This is a genomic window from Rothia nasimurium, assembly GCF_928381705.1.
In the GTDB taxonomy this organism is placed as follows: Bacteria; Actinomycetota; Actinomycetes; order Actinomycetales; family Micrococcaceae; genus Rothia; species Rothia nasimurium_G.
On the sequence record NZ_CAKMSR010000001.1, the window covers coordinates 164,696 to 188,749 of the forward strand.

19 protein-coding genes, 1 tRNA gene and 1 riboswitch are annotated in these 24,054 nt (G+C 58.1%); of the genes, 7 read left to right on the forward strand and 13 right to left on the reverse strand.

Translation table 11 applies throughout. The features are described 5' to 3' along the window. Window positions 1–107: 107 nt before the first annotated feature. Window positions 108–2,696, reverse strand: a complete 2,589-nt coding sequence (clpB, locus tag L6762_RS00780) for an ATP-dependent chaperone ClpB (protein ID WP_237185111.1) — start codon at window positions 2,694–2,696, stop codon at window positions 108–110. 215 nt (window positions 2,697–2,911) lie between these two features. On the opposite strand from clpB, the gene L6762_RS00785 reads away from it, so the two are divergent. Further along, window positions 2,912–3,628 carry a glutamine amidotransferase gene (locus L6762_RS00785; protein ID WP_237185112.1) on the forward strand — a complete coding sequence of 239 codons (717 nt, stop codon included), beginning with the start codon at window positions 2,912–2,914 and terminating at the stop codon, window positions 3,626–3,628. Between the two features lie 26 nt (window positions 3,629–3,654). On the opposite strand, the gene L6762_RS00790 is transcribed toward L6762_RS00785, so the two are convergent. After that, window positions 3,655–4,248 (reverse strand): hypothetical protein, encoded by a 594-nt coding sequence (locus L6762_RS00790; protein WP_237185113.1) that lies wholly within the window; start codon window positions 4,246–4,248, stop codon window positions 3,655–3,657. Between the two features lie 50 nt (window positions 4,249–4,298). Between L6762_RS00790 and L6762_RS00795 the strand changes: the two genes are divergently transcribed. After that, complete coding sequence (locus L6762_RS00795; protein WP_237185114.1) at window positions 4,299–4,949, forward strand: HAD family hydrolase; 651 nt, start codon at window positions 4,299–4,301, stop codon at window positions 4,947–4,949. Window positions 4,950–5,034: 85 nt separating this feature from the next. On the opposite strand, the gene L6762_RS00800 is transcribed toward L6762_RS00795, so the two are convergent. Then, a complete protein-coding gene (locus tag L6762_RS00800) occupies window positions 5,035–5,538 on the reverse strand; it encodes a Dps family protein (protein ID WP_135012503.1) in 504 nt (167 codons plus the stop codon). 314 nt (window positions 5,539–5,852) lie between these two features. Next, window positions 5,853–6,902 carry a YrzE family protein gene (locus L6762_RS00805; protein WP_237185115.1) on the reverse strand — a complete coding sequence of 350 codons (1,050 nt, stop codon included), beginning with the start codon at window positions 6,900–6,902 and terminating at the stop codon, window positions 5,853–5,855. Between the two features lie 376 nt (window positions 6,903–7,278). Between L6762_RS00805 and L6762_RS00810 the strand changes: the two genes are divergently transcribed. Beyond that, window positions 7,279–8,403 carry a VIT1/CCC1 transporter family protein gene (locus L6762_RS00810; protein WP_237185116.1) on the forward strand — a complete coding sequence of 375 codons (1,125 nt, stop codon included), beginning with the start codon at window positions 7,279–7,281 and terminating at the stop codon, window positions 8,401–8,403. Window positions 8,404–9,784: 1,381 nt separating this feature from the next. Continuing rightward, entirely contained in the window at window positions 9,785–10,558 is a 774-nt protein-coding gene (locus L6762_RS00815) for a hypothetical protein (protein WP_237185117.1), read from the forward strand. Window positions 10,559–10,767: 209 nt separating this feature from the next. Here the strand turns inward: L6762_RS00815 and sucD are convergent, their stop codons facing one another. From sucD to pcrA, 4 genes are all read right to left on the reverse strand, one after another. Beyond that, a complete protein-coding gene (gene sucD, locus L6762_RS00820; RefSeq protein WP_237185118.1) occupies window positions 10,768–11,685 on the reverse strand; it encodes a succinate--CoA ligase subunit alpha in 918 nt (305 codons plus the stop codon). Window positions 11,686–11,718: 33 nt separating this feature from the next. Further along, window positions 11,719–12,885: an ADP-forming succinate--CoA ligase subunit beta gene (sucC, locus tag L6762_RS00825; RefSeq protein WP_237185119.1), complete on the reverse strand. Its 1,167-nt coding sequence runs from the start codon at window positions 12,883–12,885 to the stop codon at window positions 11,719–11,721. Window positions 12,886–13,094: 209 nt separating this feature from the next. Continuing rightward, window positions 13,095–13,703, reverse strand: coding sequence for a sarcosine oxidase subunit gamma family protein (locus L6762_RS00830; protein WP_237185120.1), 609 nt, complete (start codon window positions 13,701–13,703; stop codon window positions 13,095–13,097). A gap of 67 nt (window positions 13,704–13,770) precedes the next feature. Next, window positions 13,771–16,470 carry a DNA helicase PcrA gene (gene pcrA / locus L6762_RS00835; RefSeq protein WP_423817068.1) on the reverse strand — a complete coding sequence of 900 codons (2,700 nt, stop codon included), beginning with the start codon at window positions 16,468–16,470 and terminating at the stop codon, window positions 13,771–13,773. A 94-nt stretch (window positions 16,471–16,564) separates the two neighbouring features. Between pcrA and L6762_RS00840 the strand changes: the two genes are divergently transcribed. After that, complete coding sequence (locus L6762_RS00840) at window positions 16,565–17,269, forward strand: hypothetical protein (RefSeq protein ID WP_237185121.1); 705 nt, start codon at window positions 16,565–16,567, stop codon at window positions 17,267–17,269. 95 nt (window positions 17,270–17,364) lie between these two features. Here L6762_RS00840 and L6762_RS00845 read toward each other — a convergent pair whose 3' ends face one another. After that, complete coding sequence (locus tag L6762_RS00845; RefSeq protein WP_237185122.1) at window positions 17,365–18,198, reverse strand: endonuclease domain-containing protein; 834 nt, start codon at window positions 18,196–18,198, stop codon at window positions 17,365–17,367. Window positions 18,199–18,449: 251 nt separating this feature from the next. Here L6762_RS00845 and L6762_RS00850 point away from each other — a divergent pair. After that, window positions 18,450–18,522, forward strand: a tRNA-Arg gene (locus tag L6762_RS00850). Window positions 18,523–18,694: 172 nt separating this feature from the next. Here L6762_RS00850 and L6762_RS00855 read toward each other — a convergent pair. From L6762_RS00855 to L6762_RS00865, 3 genes are all read right to left on the reverse strand, one after another. Further along, on the reverse strand, window positions 18,695–18,934 hold the full coding sequence (locus L6762_RS00855; protein ID WP_237185123.1) for a hypothetical protein: 240 nt from the start codon (window positions 18,932–18,934) through the stop codon (window positions 18,695–18,697). Between the two features lie 229 nt (window positions 18,935–19,163). Further along, the gene (locus tag L6762_RS00860; protein ID WP_185174106.1) at window positions 19,164–19,778 is read right to left on the reverse strand and encodes a C40 family peptidase; all 615 of its coding nucleotides are present in this window, start codon (window positions 19,776–19,778) and stop codon (window positions 19,164–19,166) included. Between the two features lie 4 nt (window positions 19,779–19,782). Continuing rightward, a riboswitch (cyclic di-AMP (ydaO/yuaA leader) is annotated at window positions 19,783–19,927 on the reverse strand. A 486-nt stretch (window positions 19,928–20,413) separates the two neighbouring features. Next, window positions 20,414–21,106, reverse strand: coding sequence for a metal-dependent transcriptional regulator (locus L6762_RS00865; protein ID WP_237185124.1), 693 nt, complete (start codon window positions 21,104–21,106; stop codon window positions 20,414–20,416). Between the two features lie 356 nt (window positions 21,107–21,462). Between L6762_RS00865 and serC the strand changes: the two genes are divergently transcribed. Continuing rightward, a complete protein-coding gene (gene serC / locus L6762_RS00870) occupies window positions 21,463–22,605 on the forward strand; it encodes a phosphoserine transaminase (protein WP_237185125.1) in 1,143 nt (380 codons plus the stop codon). An 89-nt stretch (window positions 22,606–22,694) separates the two neighbouring features. On the opposite strand, the gene L6762_RS00875 is transcribed toward serC, so the two are convergent. Then, window positions 22,695–24,032: an MFS transporter gene (locus L6762_RS00875; protein ID WP_237185126.1), complete on the reverse strand. Its 1,338-nt coding sequence runs from the start codon at window positions 24,030–24,032 to the stop codon at window positions 22,695–22,697. Window positions 24,033–24,054 lie beyond the last annotated feature (22 nt).

Consider the following 24,054-nt stretch of genomic DNA (forward strand, 5'->3'; position numbering starts at 1 on the left):
GTCTGGTTCACTCTTCCAGTTTAAAAGACAAAGACCCTATCGCTTCTCTCTTGACCCCGAGATAATCCGTAGGGTCAAGAGAGAAACAATAGGGTCATGCTCCGTTTTTACTCGGCGGTGACGACCAGCCCGTCGACGGTGACATCGGGGTTGACGTCCACGCGTACGGTGTCGCCGTCCTTGATGGCACCGGCCAGGATTCCCTTGGCCAGGCGGTCGCCGATTTCGCGCTGCACGAGGCGGCGGAGCGGACGGGCCCCGTAGGCCGGGTCGTAGCCGGCAAGTCCCAGCCACTCGGTGGCGGCGTCGGTGACGTCCAGGGTCAGGCGGCGGTCTTCCAGGCGGCGGGCCATCGAAGCGATCTGTAGACCCACGATAGAGGCCAGGTCATCGGCTGAGAGGGGCTCAAACATGATGACCTCATCCAGGCGGTTGAGGAACTCCGGCTTGAAGCTGGCGTTCACGGTATTCATGACCGCGCTCTTTCGGGCTTCATCGTCGAGGTTCTGGTCAATCAGGAACTGGGAGCCCAGGTTAGAGGTCAGAATCAGGATGACATTGCGGAAGTCCACGGTGCGCCCCTGACCGTCGGTCAGACGTCCGTCGTCGAGCACCTGGAGCAGGATGTCGAAGACCTCGGGGTGGGCCTTTTCGACCTCGTCGAGCAGCACAACCGAGTAGGGGCGGCGGCGCACAGCTTCGGTGAGCTGGCCGCCCTCTTCGTAGCCAACGTACCCGGGAGGGGCACCGACCAGGCGGGCGACGGCGTGCTTTTCGGCGTATTCGCTCATGTCGATACGGACCAGGGCACGTTCGTCGTCGAACTGGAACTCGGCCAGGGCCTTGGCCAGCTCGGTTTTACCGACGCCGGTGGGGCCGAGGAAGAGGAAGGAGCCGATGGGACGGTCGGGGTCTGAGATTCCGGCGCGGGAGCGGCGCACGGCATCAGCCACGGCGGTGACTGCCTGGCGCTGACCGATCAGGCGCTTGCCCAGTTCGTCTTCCATGTGCAGCAGCTTCTCAGATTCACCCTGGAGCATGCGCCCGGCGGGAATACCGGTCCAGGAAGAGATAACCTCGGCGATATCGTCGGCGGTCACTTCTTCAGAGACCATAGATTCTTCAGAGGCGGTGTTCTCGGCCTGCTGGGCTGCGGCCAGTTCAGCTTCAAGGGCGGGAATCTCACCGTAGAGCACGCGGGAGGCTTCAGCCAGGTTGCCTTCGCGCTGGGCGACTTCTGCCTTGGAGCGCAGCTCGTCGATTTGGGTTTTGAGGTCACCGACGCGGTTGAGACCTGCCTTTTCAGCTTCCCAGCGGGCGTTGAGGGCGTCCAGCTCTTCCTTCTTGTCGGCCATGTCTGCCCGCAGGGCTTCAAGGCGCTCGACGGAGGCGGGGTCGGTTTCGTTGGCCAGGGCCAGCTCTTCCATGGTCAGACGGTCAACGGCGCGACGCAGGGCGTCGATCTCTTCGGGAGCGGAGTCGATTTCCATGCGCAGACGGGAGGCTGCCTCGTCGATTAGGTCGATGGCCTTATCGGGCAGCTGGCGCGAGGGGATGTAGCGGTTGGACAGGTTCGCGGCAGCGACCAGGGCGGAGTCTGCAATGGCAACCTTGTGGTGGGCCTCGTATCGCTCTTTCAGACCGCGCAGAATACCGATGGTATCTTCCACGCTGGGCTCACCCACGTAGACCTGCTGGAAGCGGCGCTCTAGGGCGGCGTCCTTTTCGATGTTTTCGCGGTACTCATCGAGGGTAGTCGCACCGATCAGGCGCAGCTCACCGCGGGCCAGCATGGGCTTGAGCATGTTGCCGGCGTCCATGGATCCCTCAGAGGCACCGGCTCCCACAACCGTGTGAATCTCGTCGATGAAGGTAACAATCTGCCCCTCAGACTTCTTGATATCTTCGAGCACGGCCTTGAGGCGCTCTTCGAATTCGCCGCGGTACTTGGCACCGGCGACCATAGCCCCCAGGTCCAGGGAGATCAGGGTCTTACCGCGCAGGGATTCGGGCACGTCACCTGAGACCATACGCTGGGCCAGGCCCTCAACCACGGCGGTCTTACCGACACCGGGTTCACCGATGAGCACGGGGTTGTTCTTGGTGCGGCGGGAGAGCACCTGGATCACGCGGCGGATTTCGCTATCGCGCCCAATGACGGGGTCGAGTTTGCCTTCACGGGCAACGGCGGTCAGGTCGGTGCCGTACTGTTCTAGGGCACCGAAGGTGCCTTCGGGGTCGGGGGTGGTCACGGTGCGGTCTCCTCTCACGGTGGGAATAGTGTCTTCGATGGTTTTTTCGGTTGCCCCGGCTTTCTGCAGGGCACGGGCGGTGGCGTCATCACCGGTGGCGAGTGCCAGAAGCAGGATTTCAGTGGAGATATAGGTATCGCCGAACTGGGTGGCCTTGGCTTGGGCGGTTTGAATGGCGGTCAGGACGGCCCGGCTCGGCTGGGCTTGGGCAGCGGAGGCTCCCTGCACCTTGGGTAGTTTTGAAATCTCGGTGGACGCTGCCAGCGAGATGGCATCGACGTCGAGGCCGGCGGTTTTGAGGACGGCTACAGCCACTCCCTGCCGCTGGTCCATGAGGGCCTTGAGCAGGTGGGGAGTGTCGAGGGTGGGGTTGCCCGCAGTTTGGGCATTCATGTTGGCAGCCGAGAGGGCTTCTTGGCTCTTGGTTGTAAATTGGGCGTTCATTGTTCTCCTTTACCTTTTGCGTTGGTAGTTTGTTCATACTTGAGTCTACTACACTCAACTATCTTGCGCTAGATATCTGAGGGGCAATTTTCTTTCCGCCCCTATCTACCCCAAACCTACAGGTGTCTCGCACGGCGGGCACGCACGTCCGCCATCTTTCTCAGCCCACCACATCACCTTTACACTGGATAGCAGTCACTCACCCAAGGAGAACCATGCCCCGCACCGCCTACGCCATCCGCCATGTCGCCTTTGAAGATCTTGGCATCTTTGAAGATTTACTCACCAAGCGAGGTTTTAGCGTCGAATACCGCGATGCCGGTATTGACGCCCTCAACACCCCCGAGGTGCGCGAGGCAGATTTGCTAATCATTCTGGGCGCCCCCATTAGCGTGAACGACACCCAGGACTACCCCTTCCTCTTTGAAGAAGTAGAACTTATCAAGGCGCGCATTGCCGCCCAGAAACCCGTGCTGGGTATCTGCCTGGGAGCCCAGCAGATTGCTCTGGCAGCGGGCGCGCAGGTTGACCCCACCGGCGAAATCGAGCTGGGCTACTCCCCGGTAGAACTTACCGAAGCCGGGAAAGAATCAGTACTTGCGCCGCTCGGCAACGACCCCGTCCTCCACTGGCACGGCGATGCCTTTACCCTGCCCGAAGATTCCCTTAGCCTAGCCCGCACCCAGATGTGCGAGAATCAGGCCTTTACCCTAGAGGACGCCGCAGGACGCCCCTACGCGCTAGCCCTCCAGTTCCATCTTGAGGTGAACCCCCGCCATATTGAGCAGTGGCTCATCGCCTACGCCGACTACATCAGGGCCTCAGAACAGGACGTCGCGGTAATCCGCCGCGAAGCCTCCCTCTACGCTGAAAAACTGACTGCAGCTGCCACCGAGGTACTCACCGGCTGGCTCACTAGGGTAGAACTGTAATAAGCCACCACCGCACGATTACAGGGCTAGTCGAGAAAGTCATACATGGACTCTTCTCGCTCAAGTCGCTCGCGGGTAGCCTCATCTAGTCCGCGGGTGAGAGCTCGCGCCCGCCGGTAGTCACTGATGGCCAGCAGCAGGGTGGCAATAGCGAATGAGAAGGTTAGAATTCCGCTGGTATTACCAAAGGCAGCAGAAAGACCGATAACATCGGGGCCCAGCAGGGCTGCCGCTGCCGAAATATTCTGCCCCTCTAGCCGGTCGGGAGCAACCATACCGAAGAACCCGGCTAATACCCATGTGGAAGCAGCAACAAGGGCGGTAACAGGCGGCAGCCCCGCCCGCTTTCCGGCGCCCTGCAGCCCCATCTCTTTATAGGAAAACAGGGCAGCTACCAGCAGAATAATGAGCAGGGCGGGGCCGAACGATATCGCGTAAATAGGCACAAGCTCTCCCCCAGCACCAAAGAGGGCGCGCCCGGCGGTAATCCAGGCAGCCGACGCACAAGCCATGGGTACCAGCAGATAGGCCAGTGCCTGACGCACAAGGCCCGACTGCCGCTGTAGACGCGGGTGGGCAGAAGCAGAGTCAGGGCTAGATGTAGAGTGCTCTTGGTTCACCCCACCTATCCTAACCGGGCAGAGCTCTGCGGACGGGTAGGGTGGTATATATGAGCAGACTTGAAGCTATTTTCTTTGACCACGACGGAACCCTTGTAGACACCGAGCCCCTCTGGGCAGAGGCCAAAACCGCACTGACTGCCGAGTTCGGAGCTACCTGGACCGAACAAGATACCCTCATGACCCTGGGCAAGCCTGCCGCAGTCACCTTCGCCCGCATGCAGGAGCTGGGTGCAGATGTTTCTGCTGACGAGCTCTACGACCGCCTTAAGGCTAAGATGTCGGTTCTCTTGAAGGACGCCCGTGTGGAGCTCCTGCCCGGCATTGAGGCGCTCTTGGCGCAGGTGGCCGAGGCGGGCGTCCCCGCAGGAATTGTCACCAACGCGACCACCGAGGTTGCCGCCAACACCGCCAAGCTGGCACCGGAGGGGCTTTTCAAAACCCTGGTCACCGATGAGCAGGTCACTCACGCTAAGCCCGACCCCGAGCCCTATCTGCTTGCAGCCCGCAATTTAGGGGTAGACCCCGCTAACTGTATTGCTGTAGAGGATTCTGCTTCTGGCGCTCAGAGTGCTATGGCCGCAGGCATGAAAGTGGTCGTCGTGCCCGGTATGACCGAGGTGCCCGAACATCTGGGCCACGCCCGTTATGCCCACACGGAGCTCACCCTTGATAAGATTCGGGCATTGATCGAAGGCTAAGAGCTACATTGCCACACAGAAAAGGCGGGTCTATCGCGCGATAGACCCGCCTTTAGTGCGTGGTTCGAGTTTTAAGCTCTGCGGCTTACTTGAGGTTACCCTGGCCGTCTTCGAGGTGGCCGCGCAGGAACCACTGGAAGAGCTCCAGTTCAGCGGTCTGGCCAATCAGCAGGTCCTCGGTGATGGGGTCGATGTCGCCCACCTTTGCAATAGCTGCACGGTGGTCTTCAACCACAACGTTGTAGACCTCGTTCAGGGCACGGATGTGAGTCATAGCGTCTGCACGGTCAACATCGTATTCAGCCCAGGTGCGCTTTTCAACCAGGTCACCGGAGAGGCCGTTGGGGGCTACACCCATGGTGGCCATGCGCTCTGCAATGGCGTCAACGAAGCCGCGTACCAGGTCGACCTGGGGGTCGAGCATTTCGTGAACGGCGATGAAGTTGGGGCCAACGACGTTCCAATGGGCGTGCTTAAGCACCAGGTGCAGGTCGTTCAGGGCGTGCAGGCGAAGCTGCAGAACGTCGGCTACGTGGTGGCCTGATTCTTCGGTGAGACCGGGGACGGTGAATGATGCGTACTTGCTCATGAGTGAGACTTCCTTTCGAAAGTGATGACCGGTATTTTTCAAAGCTCCGGCTGGCTTGCTGTACTTCTAGCCTACGCACTCTCAACAGCGTTTTCAAGCATTATTATGATTAATTCATAATAAGCAAAACCTTGTTTGACCTGCTGGAACACCTTATTTCTGTCTTAGTTAAGCCTTACCTGACCACACTCTGGCTAGATATTTCAGGCAGTCAAACCACATAAACCCATTTAACATAAAGGTTCACGCGCCACAGATGGTGGAGCGTGAACCTTGATGCAATCAATGAGACTGGTTATGCAACCCGCTGATGACTAGATTTTTTCAGCAGAGCGGCCAGTGCGGGCACCAAGCAGACCACCCAGGGCGGTGATGATCATAGCCAAAATGAGACCACAGAAAGTGTACAGGGAGTACTTAGCGGTGTTGTTCATAGCATCGTTTGCTACAACAACAGCCTGATCAAAGGTTTCTTGAGCATTGTTTGCCAGGTTATTCAGGGTTTCCTCAGCCTTCTGTACGCCCTCTTCATATGAGGTCACGATATTGTTAGCAGCCGATCGCGATTGAGCTGCGGTGAGGTTAGTGTTAGCTTCAATTTCACGAGCCAGAGCATCCTCGTCGATCTGCTCAGTGATTGATGCAATACGATCTTCAATGTTTGCACGAACATCCTCTGCAACAACAGAAGAATCTTCACCGTCTACAATGATTCGCTGAGCAGCTACCTGCAGGTCAGCAACGGTTTCATCAACTTGGGCCTGGAGATAGTCGGGGTGCAGCTGCTCAATGGAGCTATTAGCAAGCGCCTGACGCACATCAGCAGAGACACCCTCGGCATCAACATCAATTCGGTCGGTATTGATATTCGAAACAGCCTGAGCCGCCGCCGATGACGCACTTGAAACAGCACCGCCAGCCGCACCAAGCATGTTACCCAGCGCCCCAAATGCAGAAGATACTGCGCTCACAGCTAGAACCACAATGGCAATAACACCCAGTGCCCACGTAAGGAACCCGTGAATCAAGCCCGCCTTGTTAGCGGTCAAACCAGCAATAAAGCCCGCCACACCAAGAGAAACAGCCAAAGAAAAAATAGTCCAGATTATCAGACCAGTTCCGACACCTTCCGTTGGGTTTTCAGCAGTCAGGTCGGTACCTCCAAGCCCCACCGCAGTTCCCACAAGAGAGAAGAGTGCAGAGAGAGCGATGAAGGTAACTAGACCAGCAAAGATGCTTCGCCATGAGATGTTACTACCTGCCTCAAGACGGGCATCTTGGGCAATAATCTGGCGGAGAGAGCCGCGTGCGATACCCCGAGGCGCGTTAGCGCCTGACTCAACAACCCCTACATTTTCGGTCATAATTTTTCCTTTAGATACATGATCAACTAATCAAGAATTTTAAGTATGAGACACAATATCACTCTAGAAGATAGTGCATACCCTCTATTTATAGCACGTACACTTTCATTCATGAGCTACCGACAACCCCAATAATCAAGGTTTAGGTGACGCAGCATCACTACCGCCATGCTCAAAATCACGAAAATTTTTACTAGTCAAGTAGCGATTTCAACAGCATATCGATAAGTAAACTTTGCGTCACCACCATGAAAAATGGGATTCATTTCATAAGTAGGCTTGACTGCTAGGAGATATCTCTGAGGCACGAACAGTCAGAACCAGAATGCTAAAATATAGGGTTAGACCCGCATCGGCCAAGCGAAACTCTTTCACCATGCCTACGACCAGTTCTCAACCTTCACCTTCACGCACCTTCCCCAGTTGCGCCCAGATTCGCCGCTGGCGCCGCTACCTGGCTGAAGAAATCTCAGAAGCTCGTATCTATGCCGCCCTGGCAGAGCGTGCCGAAGGAAAAGAAGCAGAGATTCTCCGGGAGGTTGCTCAGGCTGAGGAGCGCCACCAAAATCACTGGCGGGAACTGTTAGGCGAGCACGCTTACCCCGAACCCAAGCCGTCTATCTCCGCCAGATTCCTGCAACTTCTTGCTAAGAACTTTGGGTCAGTTTTTGTGCTCGCCCTAGCCCAGCGTGCCGAGGGCCGCTCACCTTATGCGGAGGACCCCGACGCCACTGAAGCCATGGCCGCCGATGAAGCAATTCACGAAGAGATTATTCGAGCACTGTCTACCTCTGGCCGTGAAAAACTCTCGGGCAACTTCCGCGCCGCCGTCTTTGGCGCAAATGATGGTCTAGTATCGAATGCTGCTCTCATCATGGGCGTGGGGGCTTCTGGCGTCAGCAGCTCTATGGTGCTTCTTTCAGGCGTCGCAGGCCTACTGGCTGGCGCCCTCTCCATGGCCGCCGGCGAGTTCGTTTCTGTGCGCTCCCAGCGTGAACTCCTGGACGCTTCTCGCCCAACCCAGGTCACCCTCAACGTTGCCCACCAGCTCGATATTAACCAGAATGAACTAGAACTGATTTACAAGGCTCGAGGCATGAGCGAGGAAGCTGCCCGCCACCGTGCCATGGAGCGCTTCGGCTATTTCACCTGCGACTGCGATCCCTCACTCTCCTTCCGCAATGATATTGAGGGCGAAGAGGTTGAGGACGCCCACGGCGCACTCGGCAGCGATGTGGGGGCTGCGGCCTCCAGTTTCTGCTTCTTTGCATCCGGCGCATTGATCCCGATTCTTCCCTATATTTTTGGCATGTCGGGCGGTGCAGCCATGCTGGTTGCCATGCTGCTAGTGGGCTTTGCGCTGATGGTCACCGGTGGCGTGGTGGGTCTTCTTTCGGGAGCCTCCCCCTTCAAGCGCGGCCTGCGCCAGCTAGCGATCGGTTACGGGGCGGCCCTAGCTACTTATCTACTAGGGTTGGCATTCAATACAGTGGTTCTCTAGATAGACACACAACCATCTGCCCAGAAACACCTGTCAGGACATGGCAAGTTATTAAACCCTGCATGTCAGAAATACCTAGACTTGCAGGGTTTTACCGCGCATATTTCACAGAAGGTTTACCATGTCACATCATCAAAAAGTTCTCTAACCCAACCGCAGAACCTTGGTGAAGGGGGCAGCCTGGGCAGCGCCTGCCGTTATCTCCAGCGCCACTATCCCCGCTTATGCGGCCTCACACGGTGCATTACAACTACCCGATTTAGCGGTGGGGCCGAATACGACTGGGGGTACGCGGCAAGAAGGTGCCACAAGCACAACCCAGACCTTGACTCTGGGTGGCCAATTCTTCATCACGGATTTACCAGCCAATATCACCGTCACCAGTATTAAATACGAGGTCTGGACCTCTAACTGCATAGACCAGAAATCTTCTGGACCCGGTATTTTCTGGATTGGTAACACCTCCGCCCAGTACTCTTCTTGCGCAGTTAGAAACACATCAACGAGCCAAATCCCCTGGACCACCGACGTCACGAAAACCCATTTGGCACCTAGGACTAAACGAATGACCGTTGATGCCACCCCAGGGTTACCAACCCTTACGCACCCTTTGTACTTATAGTGCAAAGCACTCAAAACTTGGTGAACCATACTTACCCTTCGGGCGCAACTGAACAATCTTGGAACCTCATTATGACCTGGGACCCCAGCACGGGCGCTAATACTGATGGTCACTATTCAACTTCTTCTACATCCTCTGATTGCCGCAATTTCACCACAGGACCATCAGGGCGCTTCCCCATTGTGTACAGCGGTGCAGTTCCCCCAGCCAGCTCCAATAACGTGAATAGCACTTACAAAGGTGAAACCCTGATTACGATTACCCTCTCAAACGGCCAGACACTCACCCACCGTTCTATATCGGGATCATAGGCCTCCCTTGAACCCATATACAAAGGGCGCCCACCGCTATTTGGTGGGGCGCCCTTATTACACAGAGTCCAGCGATAACCTCTAGACGACACCCCCCCAAGAGGGGACGAAGGCGTTGTAATAAGCACTTACTGATATCCGGCACCCCAACACATGCTCCAGAGATGGTCACCCCCGCACACAGCCACACCCCAAAAAGCATTTTCTAGCACCTGACGCCTTAATCACATGGATTCCCCCAGTTAAACTGTCTCGGGAATCAGCACATTTCTGCTAATATGTTTTCAACCTAGGTTTTTAGGATATTTTAGTAGCCTTAGTGAACTCTTTGGCTTTTCCATATCTTCAAACCCTCTAACGGCTTTATCTCCCAGTGTGCATGCTGGAGTCACTCGCCAAAATGGTCTCGCATTGATCACTTAACCTCACCCTTTAGCAAAGGAAACCAATGAACAACGTTTCACGTCGCAACCTAGCCAAGGGTGTTGCCTGGGCAGCTCCCGTCGTTATCTCCACCGCTGCTATTCCTGCTTACGCAGCTAGCCCTTCCGATGTCTGTTCTAGCACCTCACCTGCTACCAGCATCACCTGGGCTAATTTCGTTCGACACACCCCCGTCTCAGCACAGGGCAGCACCAGGCACTCAGGTTCAGTTCCTACTAACGACAGCAAGGCGGTCCTCACCATTACCCATGTCTCATCGACTGGCCCGTCCCTTTCAAACTCTCAGAACCTCATCACCAAGAAAAACACAGCAAGCACCGTTACTTGGTCTAGCTATTCAGGCTTGTCAGATTATCTTTTCTTCCAGAGCCTCCAGAGTCGCACCAATGGGTACACTGGCGGTAACCAGCGCTCCACTATCACCATGAGTTTCTCAGCTCCCGTGAAAGGTTTCTCTTTCACCATTGGAGACGTGGATCAGGGCACCAGCGGGTCCGGTGGCCCCTGGCAAGATGTCTTTACTGTAAGTTCTTCTCTTAATGGTGTCGCGACCTCTGCTCCTATCGCCTCAGGCGGAGCCACCATCTCAGCTAACGCCACCACCACAACTTTCACAGCTAATCGAAACTCACTGGATCCCAGATCATCTGCTGGCAACGTGACTCTGAGCTTCCCCAAGCCCGTCGATACCATTACCCTTACCTGGGCTAACGGCAGCAATCGTACCGGCGCTCAGAACTTCGTTATCGGTGGCCCTACCACGCTGAACGTCTGCTAACCGGCACTTCATCTAACTAGTCTGTCTGCCCGGCAGAATAGGGGCCCTGACCAGCAAGCTGGTCAGGGCCCCTTCCTGCATATCTCTTGGCCGGTTCACCATCAGAAATACGAAGTCCGGGTGTGTGGCATTACCTCGCAGATAAACAAGGACGCCGGTGGTCACGCACCTGCGTGACCACCGGCGTCCTACCGGCTAGGGGAACTAGCTTACTTGTTAGCGAAAATCTCGCGCATCAGCTGGGCAGCCTCTGACGGAGTCTTACCAACCTTGACGCCAGCGGCTTCCAGGGCTTCCTTCTTGGCCTGGGCAGTGCCAGATGAACCGGATACAATCGCACCGGCATGGCCCATGGTCTTACCCTCGGGGGCGGTAAAGCCGGCAACGTAGCCAACAACGGGCTTGGTGACGTTAGCCTTGATAAACTCAGCAGCGCGCTCTTCAGCGTCACCACCAATCTCACCAATCATCACGATAGCCTCGGTCTCGGGATCAGCCTCGAAAGCTTCGAGAGCATCAATATGGGTGGTGCCGATGATGGGGTCACCGCCGATACCGATAGCGGTGGTGAAGCCGATATCGCGCAGCTCAAACATCATCTGGTAGGTCAGGGTACCTGACTTGGAGACCAAACCAATCTTGCCCTTACCGGTGATATTGGCGGGGGTAATACCGACCAGGGATTCGCCGGGGGTGATGATGCCGGGGCAGTTGGGGCCGATGATGCGGGTAATCTGCTTGCCGTCAGCGCCAACCTTGCTCTTAGCGTAGGCCCAGAACTCAGCGGTATCACCGACGGGCACGCCCTCGGTAATAACGACGACCAGGGGCACCTCAGCGTCGATTGCTTCGATAACAGCGTCCTTGGTGAAGGCCGGGGGGACGAAGACGATGGAGACATCTGCGCCGGTCTCCTTGACGGCTTCAGCAACGGAGCCGTAGACGTTCAGCTCAACGTCGTTACCAGCTGCGTCCTTGTGGGAAACGGTGGTGCCAGCCTTGCGGGCATTCACGCCGCCCACAATCTGGGTGCCAGCTGCGAGCATGCGGGCGGTATGCTTGGTACCTTCACCGCCGGTGATGCCCTGAACGATGACCTTGGAGTCCTTGTTCAAAAAGATAGACATTGTAAAAACCTTCTAGTAATAATCAGCGGTGATTTATGCGGTGTGGGCCAGCTCGGCTGCCTTGTCTGCGCCAGAGTCCATGGTCTCTGCCTGGTGGACCAGGGGATGGTTGGCTTCGGTGAGAATGCGGCGGCCCTCATCAACGTTGTTACCGTCCAGGCGGACGACCAGGGGCTTGGTTGCCTTATCACCCAGGATCTCCAGAGCCTTGACGATGCCGTTAGCCACAGCGTCGCAGGAGGTGATACCACCGAAGACGTTGACGAAAACAGACTTGACCTGCTTGTCGTTGAGGATGATATCCAGGCCAGCTGCCATCACCTCAGCGGACGCACCGCCACCAATATCGAGGAAGTTAGCGGGCTTGACATTACCGTGGTTTTCACCGGCGTAGGCAACGACGTCCAGGGTAGACATGACCAGACCCGCGCCGTTACCGATGATGCCAACCTCACCATCCAGCTTGACGTAGTTGAGGTCGTTTTCCTTAGCCTTAGCTTCGAGGGGGTTCTCGGCTGACTTATCAACCAGGGACTCGTACTCGGGCTGACGGAACTCAGCGTTATCGTCCAGGGAAACCTTGCCGTCCAGGGCCAAAATCTTACCGTCGCCGGTCTTGACCAGCGGGTTGACCTCAACCAGGGTGGCGTCTTCCTTCTTGTAGACCTCGCCCAGCTTGACCAGCACCGCAGCGACGTCCTCACGCACGTCCTCAGCGAAGCCAGCAGCCTCAACAATTTCGGTAGCCTTCTCGGCGGTGATACCGTCCATGGGGTTGACCTCAACCTTGGCCAGGGCCTCGGGGCGCTCGGCAGCCAGGGTCTCGATGTCCATGCCACCCTCAACGGAGCACATAGCCAGGTAGGAGCGGTTAGCGCGGTCAAGCAGCATGGAGAAGTAGTACTCTTCAGCGATGTCTGCGCCCTGGGCAATCATCACGCGGTGGACGGTGTGGCCCTTGATGTCCATGCCCAGAATCTGCTGGGCGTACTCGTAAGCCTCATCAGCGGTCTTGGCGACCTTCACGCCACCGGCCTTACCGCGTCCGCCCACCTTAACCTGGGCCTTGACTACGGTGACGCCACCGATCTTCTCAGCTGCTGCCTTTGCTTCTTCAGGGGTGGTAGCTACGATGCCCTGGAGCACGGGGACGCCGTGCTTCTCAAAGAGATCGCGTGCCTGGTATTCAAACAGGTCCACAGGGATTCCTTCTTCGTCGAAGTCATGCCAGAAAGCGGTGCTCCCGGCGTTTACATGTACGAAGTTCGGTGCCCGCCCCATTGCGAGAGCTGGAGCACACAAAGCTTCTCCACAAAGAAACTTTAGCGTACTTGCCTATAGGGGTGCGAACTTATTTCCCTCTGAATGAAACAAACCTGTCAGTTACGACCGGCGCTCCCCGACCGGGCCTATTTGGCCTTCTCGCAGGCATCCAAAATATTGACCAGGAAGGGGGCTGTATCGGAGGCACGAGGCACCATCAGGTACTCCAGCTCATCGATACGCCAGAGCATAATACGAGCCTCAGCCACGGTGCAGGACAGGGCCTTGCCCGGGGCGAAGAAGTCCGGCGGGAAGTCGAAGTGCACGACCTCGTCGATGACGTCCGCCGCGGCAACCCCGCTCAGGTTCAGCACGGTGCGATTGACCGATACATCGAGCACCAGCCCCTCATCGCGCCCCAGGGCCGCGGTGAGCGCGCGCCCCAGTTTTACGGCGTCCACCCTGGTCACCACCAGGTACACGCCCTCTTCAACGTAGAGGCAGGCCACGACCTGGCGGGTACCGTACAGCAGATGCAGGGCGGTCGCATCGCCCGTTACCTGACCGCGAGTAGTCGGTAAGGCAGCGCCCAGCACCTTCTCAATGCGGCGGGCAGCATCGGTCGAGGGGTCAATTTCAATACGAAAAAGGAAAAGATCAGAAATCTCCTGAAGCTGCACGCGGGTGTCGGTCACCTCATCCATTGCCTCCACAAATTCTTCGGCGATAGAGGGAAGGTTAGAGTCGTGATCCATGGTCATCCTTGAGTGAATCGGGCAGAAAAGAGCCCGGCACCACGGGCGGTACCGGGCTTCTTATATCTTAGTCGGTCTTTTTAGTCAGCGGCGCGTAGCGCAGCAGGAGTCGTTTCTCTTCTTTGGCAAAGCGCACCTTGGCGACGGTTTTATCGCCGGCCCCTTCAACCGCGGTCACGCGGCCCTCACCAAAGCTGGTGTGCTCAACGCGGTCGCCAACCGCGAGCGCCGGAATTTCCTTGTTCTGCTGCACGCGGGAGACCTGCCGGGCTGCTGCCTTGAGTCCGTAGGTGGAAGACCCGTTGACTTCGCTGGTGGACGGTTCGGTAGGACGCCGCCGCTCGGCCGGTTCGTCAAAGCGGCTGGAGTAGGTGGAGGACCCGTACGAAGAACCGTACCCGCTCACAGAGCTGCCGCCGCGGTTGCCTGCCCAGCCGCCGCGTCCGCCCGCGTAAACACCCCCGTAGCCGCTACCGGAATAGCCGCCAAAGGATGAACCGGTGCGCTTCCAGTCAATGAGTTCTTCGGGGATCTCTTCGAGGAAAGGCGACGGCGGGTTGAACTGGCTCTGGCCCCACATGGAGCGGTTCTCAGCGCGGGTGAGGTAGAGGCGTTCCATGGCGCGGGTCAGGCCCACGTAGGCCAGGCGGCGCTCTTCGCTCATCTCTGAATCGTCGGTGAGGGCCCGCTGGTGGGGGAAGAGGCCGTGCTCCATACCGGTCAAGAAGACCACGGGGAATTCTAGGCCCTTAGCGGTGTGCAGGGTCATGAGGGTAATGACGCCCTGGGATCGGGCTTCTGCCACCTCAGCGGCAATCTGGGCGGCGGACGGCCCGCCCTCCTGCTCGGCCTTGGGCTTGTTGGGGATCTGGTCGGCGTCAGCGACCAGGGCGACGTGTTCGAGGAAGTCCTCCAGGGTTGCGCCTGCGTTGTCGATTTCGAACTCGCGCACGGCGTCCACCAGCTCGGAGAGGTTCTCAACGCGGGATTCGTCCTGAATATCCTTGGACTCGCGCAGGGCCGCCAGGTAGCCGGTCTGCTCCAGCACGGCTTCGAGGCAGGTGGCTGCCGACTCCGTGGCAGCTAGCTGGGCGAGATCGTCGATCATCTGGGCAAAAGCGGCCATTTTCTTCACGGCGGCAGCTCCCAGGCCGGGCACTTCACTGCCCTGACGCAGGGCGGCCATGAAGGAGATACCGGTAGCGCGCGCGTGGTCGGCGACCACACTTTCAGACTTAGCCCCGATTCCGCGTTTGGGTTCGTTGAGCACGCGGCGCACGTTGATGTCGTCGTCGGGGTTGACCAGCACGCGCAGGTAGGCCAGGGCGTCCTTGATTTCCTTGCGCTCGTAGAAGCGGGTACCACCGACCACGCGGTAGGGCAGACCCACACGCATGAGCATTTCTTCAAGGGTGCGGGACTGGGCATTGGTGCGGTAGAAGATAGCCACATCGCCGGGGGCGGTACCGTGCTCATCGCGCAGACGGTCAATCTCCTGGGCAATGTAGCGGGCCTCAGCGTGCTCGGACTCTGCCACGTAGCCGGTGATTTTGGCGCCGTCGCCGCTGGCCGTCCAGAGCTTCTTGGGGCGGCGGCCCTTGTTGCGCTCAATCACAGCGTTGGCTGCCGAGAGAATGTTCTGGGTGGAGCGGTAGTTCTGTTCCAGCAGAATGGTGCGGGCAGCCGGGTAGTCTTCTTCAAAGTCGGTGATGTTGCGAATGTCAGCCCCGCGGAAGGCATAAATCGACTGGTCAGAGTCACCCACCACGGTCAGCTCAGCGGGCGGGTAGACGTCGGGGTAGGGGCCGTTATCTGCCGGGCCGGTCTCAGCGCGCAAGGACGCCGCACCCCCCACCAGCTGCCGCACCAGCTGGTACTGGGCGTGGTTGGTGTCCTGGTATTCGTCAACCAGGATATGGCGGAAGCGGCGGCGGTAGTACTCGGCTACCTGAGGGTGGTTCTTCAGAAGGTTGACGGTCTCGAAGATGAGGTCGTCGAAGTCCAGGGAGTTAGCGGCCCGTAGACGCTCGGTGTAGGCCGTATAGACCTTCGAAATCACGCCTTCCCAGGGGTCGGTGGGGCTGGTTTCAGCTGCGAACTGTTTGGCGCTGACCAGTTCGTTCTTGAGGTTAGAGATACGGTTGCCCACGACCTTGGCGGTGAACTTCTTGGTATCGAGATTCATCTGCTTGATAATCAGGGTCAGCAGGCGCTGGGAGTCAGCCGAATCGTAAATGGAGAAGGTTGACTTGAGGCCCAGTGCTTTCGCCTCGCGGCGCAACACCCGCACACAGAAGGAGTGGAAGGTTGAAATCCACATGCTCTGCGCCCGCGGCCCCACCAGGGCGGTGATGCGCTCCCGCATCTCGGCGGCAGCTTTATTGGTGAAGGTAATCGCCAGAATCTGCCCCTGGTGGGCGCGCCCCGTTGCCAGCAGGTAAGCGATACGGTGAGTCAGCACGCGGGTCTTACCCGACCCGGCACCCGCCACAATCAGCAGGGGGCTACCGGCATGCTTTACCGCCTCAGCCTGGTGTTCGTTCAGGCCCGCCACCAGCGTCTCAGGATTGACGCTGGGAGCGGGTCGGACGTCCTCAAACTCAGGCATAAACCCACCCACCTGATAGGCAGGCGGCACAAAATCATCAGCCGGAGGAGCCGCGTCGTAGAAAGGATCAAAGGGAGGTTCGTCAAAGAAGGAATCGCCCTCAGGTTCTGCTGACCGTTTAGGGGCAGGGGCGGGCATAAAATCGTCGTCATCAAACATAAGAGAACCTTCCAGAAATCAACCGTCAACTCCCCATTTTAGGCGAGCGGGCACCTGCCTACACCCGATTGAGCTGACAGATAAGATAGACAGCATGGGTCTTTCAAAAGGTCAGAAGAAACGCCTCTACGGCGAGAACACGCAAGCGCACTCCCCCGCACCGTCAGCAGCCAAGGCGGGGCGGACGTCCGCGCCCCCTCGCAGCCAAGGGGCAGGGCCGCGCGTAGTCACCGACTACAGCCGGGCAGAACTCGCCGCCGAGCCCGAAAAGGGCGGGGGTTCCTATATTTTCTTGGGTGTTGCCTTTGTCGTGACCGTCCTGTTCTTGCTCTACTACTACCTCATGCTGCTACCGGGGGTGTCGGCAGCTGCCGGTGCTACCGCCCCGGAACTCATGCTGCGTTTTGATGCCCAGCACCTGCAGACTGTAGCGGCGGGCCTGGGTGTAGAGGGCTTGCAGGCCTACCAGGTGCTCCACCGTTCTACGGGGCTCATTCTGCCCCTGATTTTTGCTTTCACCTGGTGGAATATGGTGCGAGCATCTAAGTTTGAACTGCTGGTGGGCCGGCTGATGCTGACCCTGCCGGTGGCCTACGCTTTTGTTTTTATTGCCGGTGGTTTTGCCGTTGATTCAGCCCTAGCTGACCCGCTGGGCGGCGCTACGGCGCTTGCTTCTCTTCTCATGACGGCCCGCTGGGCCCTGTTCGTGCTCTGCCTGGTGCAGCTGGGTTACCTGGCGTTGCACCTGGTTAGAAGCAAGATGGACGCCTTCGCCCGCGGCGAGCTGCCCGGGCAGTGATGTTGGGCTAGCGTCCCGCCCGCCCGCGTCCGTCCACCCGCGTCCGCCCCGAAAAGTGCAAGTGCCTGTGCAAAAGTGACAGGCACTTGCACTTTTTAAGCGGCATCTAGTCGCCGCACCCCGTGCCGTAGCAACAGACAAACCACGTGCTGCGGGCGGTGGGTGAGGTCTTCATAGGTGATTCGCAAAACCTTCCAGCCCTCGTTCTCTAACTCGCGCTGCCGGAAGAGATCTTGTTGCCGCTGTTCGTCAAAAGACCGATAAGCCCCGGTGTACTTGATACGGCCGTCGACCTCGAGGATAAGCCTGAGGCGCCGCCACATAAAATCAGGACGATAGCGGCGGCCACTGCTCGTAACCACCCACCGCTGCACAGCGGGCAGCTCAAGATTTTCAAGCACCATCAGAAAATACGCCTGAGATTCTAGCGGTGATTCAAGCTCGGTCGTCAGGCTCCGTGCCAGGATACGAGCTTGCTTCGCGCCGCGGTCGGAGACGGCTAGTAGCGCATCGTGCAGCAGGTACTGGTTGCAAAGGTTCTGGTGGAGAAAATAGTGTGCAACCGTCACCGTGGTGAGCGCCCGCTGGTGACCGATACAGCTCAGGACGGTGTCTATAGGTGAGAGAACCGTAAGGCCCTGGTGTTCCTGTGCCCTATTTATTGCTTCAGCAGGAGTGACGCAGCGGCGAATGCCCTGCTGTTTGCCGCGATCGCGCCAGGAACTCGCGAGGTAGATATGAGAGGGGAGTTCAAGGAGGGGCGCTCCCCAGGCAAGAGCAGCGGACGTGCGTGTAAGGACGGCGTGTGAGCGGGTTTTGCTCACCGCTATGTGGTGTATCAGGGCACGCTCGGTAGGGGTTGCCTGGGCGAGAGTCTGGGTTTTGATGTAGGCTCCCTGTCTGAGACGGACAAGCTCTTTGGACCGCACTGCGTCACTAATTTTGCGACTGGTCAGTCCCTGTAGTCGTAGGTCACCGGTAAGAAGTACTGAGTTATATAGGTGCTGGCTCATGGTGTACAGGGTGACTGAATCAGGGGCGTTGACGCTAGCCCTGTGGACGCAGGGGCCGGTTAGCGCGTCTTAACGCCGCAGGAAAAGTGCATATGCCGTCGACTTATCCACAGGCGTTTGCATTTTTCGGGTGGCGTACAGGTTTTCGTGTAAACTGGTGGAGTTGCGCCCTCGTAGCTCAGGGGATAGAGCACCGCTCTCCTAAAGCGGGTGTCGGACGTTCGAATCGTCTCGGGGGCACAAAAAGAGAGGGTATGCCATACTGCGCGAAGCGCTGGCATACCCTCTTTTTTGTGCCCGGCGTTAAAAATACGGCCCCCAGGCCGGATTTAGCCGGTTTTAGAGCTAGCTTTGCTGATGCCATACTGCGCGAAGCGCTGGCATGCCCTCTCTTTTTGTGCCCGGTTGGAGGCTAGTTGCGGGTTTTCTTTTTGTTGTAGGCTACTCGGGAGGTAATGAGGCCGAGGACGATGCCGATGCCGCCGGTGATGGAGACCCACATAGCGGCGTGCCCGACGAAGAGGGCGATGATGAGGCCGAGGACGATGCCGGGTACGGCGCCGGCTACCATTCCGATGGCCATGTAGGTGAATTCTTGGTCGGATGAACCGGCTGGGCTTTCGAATTGGGGGCTGTTTAACTTCTGCGACATAGTTCCAATCCTAGCTGTGCCTTCTACCGGAGTCGAAAAGAGGGTATAAAAAATGCGCCCCAGCTGGTCGTCTGGTGCGCATATGCAAACGTAATGTTTGCGGGGGATCCATACCGTGTGATGTGTGGTAGGAATTCTTGTGTTCGTTTTTCAGTAGGAAAGTGACCAGCTACTGAGTGAACGTCACCGGCTGGGGCAGTAGTGACTGCCCCATACTGTGTGAGAAGTCTTAGATGCCAGCGGTGTAGTAACCGTCGACGGGCATGAAGCCGCCACCGTCAACAGCGGTCAGCTGGGTGCCCTGTGAGGGGTTGAGAGCTGAAATCATCTGGCCGTTGCCGACGTAGATGCCTACGTGTGCGTAGCCGTTGGTGAAGACGATGTCACCGGGCTGGGGGTTTGAGGTGGGGGTCAGCTCGGTTGCCATGGTGTAGGTGTAGGCGGTCAGGTTGATGCCAGCCTGTGCGTAAACGTAGGAGACGAAGCCTGAGCAGTCCCAAGCCTTGTAGGACTTGCCGCCCCAAACGTAGGAGCCGCCGATGCCGTCGTAGGCAGCTGCCAGAACGGTTTCACGAGCGTTTGAGAGGTCAACGTTGCTGGAAGCTGCAGCGGTTGCGGTTGCCTGGGGAGCGACGGTTGAGGTGGTCTCAACGGTGGTGGTTGAGGTAGCTTCGTAGCCCCAGGTGTTGTAGTTGTAAGAGTGTGAAGCCAGTGAAGGTGCTGAGTGAGCGGGTGCTGATACTTCAGCTACTGCGAATGCGTTTGCGGGTGCAACAGTTGCGGCGAGCATGGCGCCTGATGCTGCAACGATACCTGCGGTACGTACGATGGTTGACTTAGCCATTTTGTTTTCCTCCATTGCCGAACGAGGTGAGCTGTCGGGTTCGAGCATGAAGTTCGCTCGGCCGCAGAGTCTGCGGCTTAACCCCTAGGGTTCTCGGTGGAGAGCCCGAAAGGTGGGTCCCCCGCTTCTGCCGTGATGTTATTTTGTTTGTTTTCCTGTGAACAGTGGCAGAACTAGGCGGTGCTGTTCGTAGGGTGCTGATCCGACCAGCGATGAGCACGAAATAGAACATTACACAGCCTGGGCTGGTTTGTCACGCTTTGGTCACGATTTTGTTGCAAGGCCCCCAGAATGCAAAGCAGGGTGATTGATTTTTTGGCTTTCAGGACGCGTCCAGCTGGGGCTTATGTGGCACATAGAGTTGGTTTTGACAAGGGGATATAAAGGGGTTCTGTCGCGTCTCAAAAACCCCAGCACAACTTCCCACTATCAGGGTTTTGCCAGCATTAATTTAACTGAGAACCCCACCACTTAAGGGTTGTTGGGGCAAAGTCGACCTCTGCAGAGCCTTAAATTCACCCATCAAGCCCTCTACGGCAGATCTAGCAGGCACCCTTCACCCACAAAAACATCACGATTTGATAACAAAAAAGAGCCCCACTGGCTAGTAGAGCTCTAATTTTGTTACCAAATTGTTATCTTTTAACGATAATCGCTTCTGCTACTTCGGCGCTGAGAGTGAGTGATTCGTCCTCGCCGTCCGCGTGAACCAGCACGGAGCCGTCCTTATTACCCAGAATCGACACCGTTGCACCATAGACGATGCCCGCATCACCCAGGCGCTTCAGCAGCTGCACGTCGGTCTGAATAAACTCGGGTAGGCGAGACACGGTAAAGCGGTCATCTTCAGATGAGTCGCGGCCCGCAATCGACATGGTGACGGTGCGTCCGTCGTTCTCCTCGCTCTCGGCACCCAGCTCTTCCAGACCGGGAATCGCGTTGCCGTAGGGGGAGAACTTAGGCTCGTTGAGCAGCTCTAGAAGACGGCGCTCCACGCGTTCACTCATGACGTGTTCCCAGCGGCAGGCCTCTTCGTGGATGTATTCCAGGTCAAGACCAATGACGTCGGCGAGCAGGCGCTCAGCCAGGCGATGCTTGCGCATCACCTCCACTGCCTTCTGGCGCCCCTCTTCGGTGAGCTGAAGGGAACGGTCGCTGGCAACGGTGAGCAGACCGTGGCGCTCCATGCGGGCGACGGTCTGAGAAACGGTGGGGCCGGAGTGCTCAAGGCGCTCTGCAATACGGGCGCGCATGGGAGTGATGCCCTCTTCCTCAAGCTCCAGCACGGTGCGCAGATACATTTCGGTGGTATCAATGAGGTCAGTCATGCCTTCTCGGATCTCCTTGGGCCAGCCCGCACGGTGCGCGGGTTGTTAGGTGCAGTGGTTTTGCCCTTAATTGTATGCGCTACCAGGTCGAGGAAGCGTTTACTCTCTTCAAGAGCTGAAATTGTTGCGCCCGCACCACGCATCTTCGGTTTGCGGCGCCGTCCGCCCCCAGCCCTGCCCCCATCACCCCCACCCGAAGCTATCTCACTATATAAATTTATTCCCCGCATTTTGGGCCGGTGCGGGGTGCTTGAGGGCCGCGGGGCCCGCGCAGGTTGCACAATAGAAACAGCAGGACGCCGGCGGCACCCCCTCCCTCACATCAACGCATAGCCGCCCCGGCACATGTGCTGCTCATGTCTAGGAGATATTCAGTGACCACTTTTCCCGTGATTCCCACCGAGATGCTACCTGCCGACGGCCGTTTCGGTGCTGGCCCCTCTAAGGTACGCCCGGAGCAGGTTGCCGCCGTATCAGCTGCCGCCACTACCCTGCTAGGTACCTCCCACCGCCAGGCCCCGGTCAAGAACCTGGTCGGTGAGATTCGCGAGGGCCTGTGCGCTTTCTACTCTGCCCCCGAGGGCTACGAGGTGATCCTGGGCAACGGCGGCGCCACCGCGTTCTGGGATGCCGCAACCTTCGGCCTGGTTGAGAACAAGGCTCAGCACCTGACCTTCGGTGAGTTTGGCTCTAAGTTTGCTTCAGCCACCAAGGCGGCCCCTTTCCTGGCTGACTCCACCGTTATTTCTTCTGAAGCCGGCACCCGCCCCGAGGCCCGTGCTGAAGAGGGCGTAGACGTTTATGCTTGGCCCCACAACGAAACCTCAACCGGTGTTTTTGCCCCGGTAGCCCGCCCTGCCGGTATCGCCGATGATGCCCTGGTGCTGATTGACGCTACCAGTGCCGCTGGCGGCCTGGATGTTAACGTGGCCGAGTCCGACGTCTACTACTTCTCACCCCAGAAGAACTTTGCCTCCGACGGCGGCCTGTGGCTGGGGCTCTGGTCACCGGCAGCGGTTGAGCGCGCTGAGCGTATCGCCGCTTCTGACCGCTGGATCCCCGATTCCCTGAACCTGGTTACTGCTATTAGCAACTCCCGTCTCAACCAGACCTACAACACCCCGGCTCTGGCCACCATGATTATGCTCAATGAGCAGATTAAGTGGATGAACGAGCAGGGCGGCCTGGCTTTTGCAGCAGCCCGTACCGCTGATTCTGCAGGCCGTGTCTACGCCTGGGCCGAGGCTAGCGAGTACGCCTCTCCCTTTGTGGCTAACCCGGCTGAGCGCTCCAACGTCATCGCTACCGTTGATTTCGATGAGAGCATCGATGCCGCTGCTATTGCTAAGGCCCTGCGCGCTAACGGCATCGTCGATACCGAGCCCTACCGCAAGCTGGGCCGCAACCAGCTGCGTATTGCCACCTTCACCGCTATTGACCCCGAGGATGTCTCGGCTCTGCTTGCCTGCATCGACTACGTGGTCGAAAAGCTCAAGTAGTTTTTAGCTAGGCAAAGATAAGGACGCCGCTCCCCGCTCACCTGCCGTGTGGCAGGAAGCGGGAGGCGGCGTCCTTCTTTTCTTAATCTTTAGCGGGGTTCTTGCAGGTCGATTGCTGCTGTGACCGGGGGCGGCTCCCGGTCAGGGCTCTCAGCGGTTTCAGGGCGCGGACGCAGCACCAGGCGGGTGCGGGCCTGCCTGTCGTAGTGCAAGTGCAGGTGCTTATATTTCATGATCCAGATCAGCCCAATCAGGGCCGCCAGAAAACCGGAGGCAGAGGCAACACCCAGGCCCCAGCGAGCGCCGAAGACGTCGTTGACCAGCCCGACCAGGGGTGAGCCGATAGGGGTACCGCCGATGAATACAGCCATGTACACGCTCATAACCCGCCCTCGCATGGCAGGCTCGGTTGTTACCTGCACGTAGGCGTTTGCTGAGGTGATGATGGTCAGTGCCATGAGCCCGAGCGGAATCAGGGCCAGGGCAAACAGCCAGAGGTTGGGGGCGAGTGCCGCCAGTAGGGTTGCCACGCCGAATCCCAGGCAGGAGGCAAACATGAACCGCATGCGTGGGGTATCCCGCCGGGCAGCTAGCAGGGTGCCTGTCACCGAGCCGATGGCAACAACGGAGTTCAGCAGCCCGAATTCACCCGCGCCCTGCCCGAATTCGGTGGTGGCCATAGCAGCAATATTGAGGGCTGTATTCAGGCCGAAAGTACCAATGAGGAAGGCTGCCACCATCACCACGATGATGTCGGGGCGATGTTTGAGGTAGGTAAGGCCGTCGCGCACCCGGTTGTGAGCGGCGGACGACCGTGGCAACTGCCGTAATTCATTCTCACGGATAGCGATGATTGCCAGAATCATAGCTATAAAGGTCACCGTGTTCAGCAGGAAGACCGGCCCGGTGCCCACCGCAACAACCAGTAGCCCGGCAACCGCCGGCCCGATCATGCGGGCGGCGTTGAAGGACATGGAGTTGAGCGCTACGGCATTAGGCAGGTCTGCGTCTGAGACAAGTTCTGAGACGAAGGTTGACCGTACCGGGGAGTCCAGAGCTGAGACGATGCCCAGGGCTAGCGCGAAGAGGTAGACGTGCCAGATAGCAACATGGCCCGATAGCACCAGGAGGCCCAGCCCGAGGGCCAGCAGGCCCATGATGCTTTGGGTCCACAGGAGAATTTTTCGCCGATCGCCCCTATCGGCAAGTGCCCCGGCATAGGGGGCTAGGAAGAGGGGCGGGGCGAACTGCAAAGCGATGACGATACCCATCTGGGTAGAGTCATGGCTTGAAAGGTCGTTGAAGACCAACCAGTCCTGGGCAGTGCGCTGCATCCAGGTGCCGATGTTAGAGACAAGGGCACCAATAAACCAGAGACGGTAGTTAAAAATCCACAGTGAGCGGAAGGTTTTATTCCTTCCGTTCATGGGCTGGGGTTCTCGTCTCTGA